The organism is Micromonospora sp. 4G55 (assembly GCF_016803375.1).
This window is the reverse complement of record NZ_JAEVHN010000446.1, coordinates 1-5,168: the sequence shown is the minus strand read 5'-3', so window position 1 is coordinate 5,168 and position 5,168 is coordinate 1. Positions and strand designations below refer to the sequence as shown.

The 5,168-nt window shown below is 72.9% G+C and carries 4 protein-coding genes; 1 reads left to right on the top strand and 3 read right to left on the bottom strand.

Going from position 1 to position 5,168, the window contains the following annotated elements; all coding sequences use genetic code 11:
• A partial coding sequence (locus tag JNW89_RS26960) for a hypothetical protein (protein ID WP_375155148.1) occupies nt 1-1,514 on the top strand: 1,514 nt, incomplete at its 5' end.
• 92 nt (nt 1,515-1,606) lie between these two features.
• Here JNW89_RS26960 and ilvC read toward each other — a convergent pair.
• The 3 genes from ilvC to JNW89_RS26945 all read right to left on the bottom strand — a co-directional run bounded on the left by ilvC (nt 1,607) and on the right by JNW89_RS26945 (nt 5,107).
• Entirely contained in the window at nt 1,607-2,620 is a 1,014-nt protein-coding gene (gene ilvC / locus JNW89_RS26955) for a ketol-acid reductoisomerase (protein ID WP_238451145.1), read from the bottom strand.
• 85 nt (nt 2,621-2,705) lie between these two features.
• On the bottom strand, nt 2,706-3,221 hold the full coding sequence (gene ilvN, locus JNW89_RS26950) for an acetolactate synthase small subunit (protein WP_088963577.1): 516 nt from the start codon (nt 3,219-3,221) through the stop codon (nt 2,706-2,708).
• The gene (locus tag JNW89_RS26945) at nt 3,221-5,107 is read right to left on the bottom strand and encodes an acetolactate synthase large subunit (protein WP_238451147.1); all 1,887 of its coding nucleotides are present in this window, start codon (nt 5,105-5,107) and stop codon (nt 3,221-3,223) included. The genes ilvN and JNW89_RS26945 overlap by 1 nt, the downstream gene beginning before the upstream one ends.
• Nucleotides 5,108-5,168 lie beyond the last annotated feature (61 nt).

Here is a 5,168-nt window from a genome sequence, read left to right as displayed (position 1 = left end):
CCGTCCCGGACGACCGCACCGTCGCCGCCGCGCTGGCCCAGTGCGAGGAGGCGATCGGGTACGTCGAGGACGCCACCGACCGCGCGGCGCTGCTCGTGCTCGCCGAGGCCCGCCGGCTGGCCGCCGCCTACCTGCGCCACTCCGGGGAGGAACGCGAGGCGCTGCGGCTGGCGCTGCGCGCCCGGGCGACCTGGGGTCGTCTCGTGCCCCGCACCAGCTGGGAGCGGATGCGGTCGGCGTCGACGCTGTCGCTGATCGGGGACTGCCAGGCGACGCTGCACCGCCACGAGGAGGCGCTGGCGGCCCGGCAGGAGGCGATGGCGCTCTACCGGACGGTCCCGCTGCTGCGGCGGGCCCGGTGGGTGTCGGCGGCCCAGTTGATCTCGATCGGCCTGGCCGAGTCAATGGCCGCGGTCGGGCGGCTCGAGGAGGCTGTCGCCCTGGCCACCGAACTCCGGGACGAGCTGCGGTTCCTGGCCCGCACCGGGGTGTGGCGGGAGCTGGCCCAGCTCCGGCTCAGGCGGGTGCTGACCACGCTCGCCCGGTGCCGGCACGCGCTCGACGATCCGGCCAGGGCCCGGCACGCGGCCGAGGAGGCGGTCGACCACTGGCGGTCGGCGATCGCCGGCGGGTCGTCCATGGACCGCGGCGGACTGGGTGACGCGCTGCTCGTCCTGGCCGACGTGGCGCAGCGGGCGGGCCACCCGGACGAGGCGGCCGAGCGGCTGGCGGAGGCGGTCGACCACACCCGGGGCGCCGACGACGACGTCCTGGCCCAGGCCCTGGCCGAGCTGGTCCCACTGCGGGCGGCGGAAGGCGACGGGCCGGCGGTCCAGGAGCTGCTGGCCGAGCTGGTCGACCTGTGTCGGCGGCACCACGAGCGGCTGCCGGAGGTGTGGCGTCCCCGGCTGGTCGTCGCCCTGTCGCTGAGCTGCGCGATGCCGGGGTTCGACTGGCCGGCGCCGTCGACGGTCGGGGCGACCCGGCCGAGGGTGCCACCCGCCACGGCCGGCACGGTGCCGGACGAGACGGTACGGACGGCGCAGGTTGCCGGCCGGGAAGCGGTGGAGTTGGGCCGGCTGCTGGCCGGCGCCGACCCTCGGTACCGCAACCTGCTGTCCGGCTGCCTCTTCGGGCTGGCCCGGATGGTGCACCTCGGCGGTGACCCGCGCGGCTCGGCCGAGCTGCTCGACGAGTGCGTGGCCATCCGGCGCGAGCTGTTCGCGGCCGACCCGGCGAAGCACCGGCTGCCGCTTGCGGAGGCCCTTGGCGACCTGGGCAACCGCCGACACGCCGTCGACCGGCTCGACGAGGCGCTCGACGCCTACCGGGAGTGCGTCGACCTGCTGCGGGCCGACCGGGAGCGGACCCACCCGGAGCACCTGCTCACGGCGCTGCGCAACATCCTGCGTACGCTCTGGCGCCTCGACCGGAAGGCCGAGGCGAACCGCGTGTGGGACGAGATCCGGGCGATCGAGGAAGCAGTCGGTGCCGGGGGTGCCGACCCGGCGTGACGTGTTCCGGGAGCGGGTACGCACGCGGCCCGCGACCCGACGCCGGGGAGAGCGTCGGGTCGCGGGTCGTGGCCCCCGTGGGGCAAGGTCCGTCAGGCGGTCTCGGTGATGGGCCGGTCGACCCAGCTCATCATGGCGCGCAGCTTCTGGCCGGTCTCCTCGATCGGGTGGGCCGCGCCCTCGGCCCGCCACTTGGCGAAGTTCGGCCGGCCGGCCTCGTCCTCGGCCACCCACTCGCGGGCGAACTCGCCGGACTGGATCTCCCCGAGGATCTTGCGCATCTCGTCCTTGACCCGGGAGTCGATGACCCGGGGGCCACGGGAGAGGTCGCCGTACTCGGCCGTGTCGGAGACGCTGTAGCGCATCCGGGCGATGCCGCCCTCGTACATCAGGTCGACGATCAGCTTCAGCTCGTGCAGGCACTCGAAGTAGGCCACCTCGGGGGCGTAGCCGGCCTCGGTGAGCACCTCGAACCCGGTCTGCACCAGCGCCGCCGCGCCGCCGCAGAGCACCGCCTGCTCGCCGAAGAGGTCGGTCTCGGTCTCCTCGGTGAAGGTGGTCCGGATCGCGCCGGCCCGGGTGCCGCCGATGCCCTTCGCGTACGACAGGGCGAGCTGGAACGCGGTGCCGCTGGCGTCCTGCTCGACGGCGACCAGGCAGGGCACGCCCTTGCCGTCGACGTACTGGCGGCGGACCAGGTGACCGGGGCCCTTCGGGGCGACCATCGCCACGTCCACGTCGGCCGGCGGCTTGATCAGGTCGTAGCGGATGTTGAAGCCGTGGCCGAAGAAGAGCGCCTTGCCGGGGGCGAGGTTGGGGGCGATCGCCTCGGCGTACAGGCCGCGCTGCGCGGTGTCCGGCGCCAGCACCATGATCACGTCGGCCTCGGCGGCCGCCTCGGCCGGCGTGAGCACGCGCAGGCCCTGCTCCTCGGCCTTCGGTCGGCTCTTCGAGCCCGCCGGCAGGCCGATCACCACGTCGACGCCGGAGTCGCGCAGCGACAGCGCGTGGGCGTGGCCCTGGCTGCCGTACCCGATCACCGCGACCTTGCGGCCCTGGATCAGGCCCAGGTCGGCGTCGTCGTCGTAGTACACCTCAACGCTCATTGACTTCCCTTTCGTACGGCGGTCCGAGCGGCCCGTCGTGGACTTGTGCGGTGGTTCGGGCGGCGCGGAGCGCGGCGAGGTCAGATCAGGCGGCGCGCAGCGCGGGCCCGGCGGTGATGGAGCGCGAGCCGCGCCCGATCGCCACCGTGCCGGACTGGACCATCTCCTTGATGCCGAACGGTTCGAGGTCGCGCAGCAGCGCGTCCAGCTTGTCGGGGGTGCCGGTGGCCTCGATGGTCAGCGTGTCCGGCGCGACGTCGACCACCCGGGCCCGGAACAGGTTGACCGTCTCCAGCACCTGCGCCCGGGCGTTGCGGTCCGCGCGGACCTTGACCAGCAGCAGTTCCCGGGCCACCGAGACCTGCGGGTCCAGCTCCACGATCTTGAGTACGTTGACCAGCTTGTTGAGCTGCTTGGTGACCTGCTCCAACGGGGACGACTCGGCGTTGACCACGATGGTGATCCGGGAGACGTCCGGGTTCTCGGTCTCGCCCACGGCGAGGCTGTCGATGTTGAACCCGCGCCGGGAGAACAGGCCGGAGACCCGGGCCAGGACACCCGGCTTGTTCTCCACCAGGACCGAAAGGGTGTGCAGAGTCATCAGATTTCGTCCTCGTCGAAGGCCGGGCGGACGCCACGGGCGAACATGATCTCGTCGTTGCTGGTGCCGGCGGCCACCATCGGCCAGACCATCGCGTCCTTGCCGACCACGAAGTCGATGACCACGGGCGAGTCGGTGATCGCCATCGCCGCCTCGATCGTCTTGTCGACGTCCTCGGGGGTCTCGCAGCGCAGGCCGACGCAGCCGAGCGCCTCGGCGAGCTTGACGAAGTCCGGGATGCGGTGCTTGTGGGTGCCCAGCTCGGTGTTGGAGTACCGCTCACCGTAGAAGAGGGTCTGCCACTGCCGGACCATGCCGAGGTTGCCGTTGTTGATCACGGCGACCTTGATCGGGATGCCCTCCAGCGCGCAGGTGGCCAGCTCCTGGTTGGTCATCTGGAAGCAGCCGTCGCCGTCCACCGCCCAGACCACCGTGTCCGGCCGGCCGACCTTGGCGCCCATCGCCGCCGGCACGGCGTACCCCATGGTGCCGAGGCCACCGGAGTTGAGCCAGGTGCCCGGCTTCTCGTACGAGATGAACTGGCTGGCCCACATCTGGTGCTGCCCCACGCCGGCCACGTAGACCGCGTCCGGGCCGGCGATCTCGCCCAGCCGCTTGATCACGTACTGCGGGGAGAGGGTGCCGTCGGCCGGCTCCTCGTACCCCAGCGGGTAACGCTGGCGCAGGTCGTCCAGCTGGGTCCACCAGTCGGCCAGGTCGGACCGGTGGCCGGCCTTGCGCTCGGCGGTGACCGCGGCGATCAGCTCGTCGATGACGTGCTTGGCGTCACCGACGATCGGCACGTCCGCGTGCCGGTTCTTGCCGATCTCGGCCGGGTCGATGTCGGCGTGCACCACCGTGGCGTCCGGAGCGAACGAGTCCAGCTGACCGGTGACCCGGTCGTCGAACCGGGCGCCCAGCGCCACGATCAGGTCGGACTTCTGCAGGCCGTACACCGCGGCGACGGTGCCGTGCATGCCGGGCATGCCCAGGTGCTGGCGGTGCGAGTCGGGGAACGCGCCCAGCGCCATCAGCGTGGTGACCACCGGGATGCCGGTCAGCTCGGCGAGCGTGCGCAGGCCCTCGGTGGCACCGGCCTTGAGCACGCCGCCGCCGACGTAGAGCACCGGCCGGCGGGCCATGGCCATCAGCCGGGCCGCCTCGCGGATCTGCTTGCCGTGCGGGTGCAGGGTCGGCCGGTAGCCGGGCAGGTCCAGGGTGGGCGGCCAGGCGAAGGTGGTCGGCGCCTGGAGGACGTCCTTGGGGATGTCGACCAGCACCGGCCCGGGCCGCCCGGTGGAGGCCAGGTGGAAGGCCTCGGCCAGCACCTGCGGGATCTCCTCGGGGGTCTGGACCAGGAAGTTGTGCTTGGTGATCGGCAGCGTGATGCCCTGGATGTCCGCCTCCTGGAAGGCGTCCGTGCCGATCGAGGGCCGCGCGACCTGACCGGTGATCGCGACCATCGGCACCGAGTCCATGTACGCGTCGGCGATCGGGGTGACCAGGTTGGTCGCGCCCGGGCCGGAGGTGGCGATGCAGACGCCGACCCGGCCGGTGGCCTGCGCGTACCCGGTGGCGGCGTGTCCGGCGCCCTGCTCGTGACGGACCAGGATGTGGCGCACGCTGGAGTCGTAGAGCGGGTCGTACGCGGGCAGGATCGCCCCGCCGGGGATGCCGAAGACGACGTCGACGTCGAGCGCCTCGAGGGACCGCACGAGGGAGCTGGCCCCGGAGACCTGGGCCGGGGCGGGCTGCCGTACGGCCGGGGTGGCCGCGGCGGCTGATCGCCGCCTACGTCTCGGGTCGCAACGGGTGCGACTTCTGCCGCGCGTCGCACTCCGCCACCGCCGGTGCCCAGCTCGACGACGGCCGTCGTCCTGGTGGATGGTGATGTAGTCGGCGCAGAGGTCCTCGATCGACCACCACCGACCTCGGCGACGACCGACG